Source organism: Micromonospora sp. NPDC049799 (genome assembly GCF_040656655.1).
GTDB lineage: Bacteria > Actinomycetota > Actinomycetes > Mycobacteriales > Micromonosporaceae > Micromonospora.
Map to the genome: position 1 here is coordinate 1 of NZ_JBFAMU010000830.1, position 1,429 is coordinate 1,429.

General features: G+C 74.0%; 2 pseudogenes. One reads left to right on the forward strand and one right to left on the reverse strand.

From position 1 onward, the window contains the following. Positions 1-222 precede the first annotated feature (222 nt). A pseudogene (locus AB0I76_RS29870) lies at positions 223-1,338 on the reverse strand (helicase-related protein); the annotation flags it as partial. Here AB0I76_RS29870 and AB0I76_RS29875 point away from each other — a divergent pair. After that, positions 1,334-1,429, forward strand: a pseudogene (locus AB0I76_RS29875) (TIGR00730 family Rossman fold protein); the annotation flags it as partial. The pseudogenes AB0I76_RS29870 and AB0I76_RS29875 overlap by 5 nt on opposite strands.

The following is a 1,429-nucleotide window of genomic DNA, read 5'->3' on the forward strand; positions in this document are numbered from 1 at the left end:
GCGCCGCACCCGCCCGCCCCGCCCGCCCGCCGCCGCCGCCGCCGCCGCCAAGATCATGCTCGATCGTGGAAGTAGTGGCCTCCATTCGCGATCGAGACCACTACTTCCAGGATCGAGCGCGATCTTGGCGGGCGGGCGCCGAGCCGACACAGGGCCGGCGCACAGTCAGCGCGATCTTGGCGAGGACGGCGGGGCGAGCCTGGCGGGCGGAGGCCCGGAGGGTCAGCCCTTTTCGAGGTACTCCGCGCGTTCCTCGTCGACCAACGCCGCGACCGAGACGGCCAGTGCGGGGTGCCGGGCCAGCTCCGGGTCCTCCTCGACCAGCTCGATCGCCTCGGCCCGGGCGTCCCGGATCAGGTCGGCGTCGCGCAGCAGCGAGAGCAGCCGCAGGTGGGAACGGCGGCCGGACTGCGTCGCGCCGAGCACGTCACCCTCGCGGCGCTGCTCCAGGTCCAGTTCGGCGAGCTTGAACCCGTCGGTCGTGGACGCCACCGCGTCGAGGCGCTCCCGTGCCGGGGAGCCCTCGGCCGCCTCGGTCACCAGCAGACACAGACCGGGAGCCGTGCCCCGGCCCACCCGGCCGCGTAGCTGGTGCAGTTGGGAGACGCCGAACCGGTCGGCGTCCAGCACGATCATGACGGTCGCGTTGGGCACGTTGACGCCCACCTCGACCACGGTGGTGGCGACCAGCACCTCGACGTCGCCGGCGGCGAAGGAGCGCATCACGGCGTCCTTCTCGTCGGCGGGGAGCCGGCCGTGCAGGACGCCGATGCGCAGCCCGTGCAGCGGCCCCTCGGCGAGCAGCGGCGCCACCTCGGTCACCGCCATCGGCGGGCGCCGCCCGTTGTCGTCCTCCTTCGGCGGCTCCTCCTCGGACACCGGCCCCTCTCCGATCCGCGGGCACACCACGTACGCCTGGTGGCCGGCGGCGACCTCCTCGCGCACCCGACGCCAGGCCCGGTCCAGGAAGGCCGGCTTCTCGGCCACCGGAACCACGTGCGAGGCGATCGGCGACCGTCCCTGCGGGAGCTGGGACAGGGTGGAGGTCTCCAGGTCCCCGTACACGGTCATGGCGACCGTGCGCGGGATCGGGGTGGCGGTCATGACCAGCACGTGCGGCGGCTGGTCGGCCTTGGCCCGCAACGCGTCGCGCTGCTCCACGCCGAACCGGTGCTGCTCGTCGACGACCACCAGGCCGAGGTCGGCGAAGTCGACGCCCTCGTACAGCAGGGCGTGGGTGCCGAGGACGATGCCGGCGGCGCCGCTGGCGACCTCGGCCAGCGCCCGGCGCCGGGCCGCCGCGCCCAGCGAGCCGGTGACCAGCTCCACCCGGGTGGAGGTCGCCGACCTCGCCTCCGACGAGCTGCTGGTCACGGACTCCATGGCCAGCCGGAAGACGCTCATGATCGACAAGTCGGACGCGTTCCTC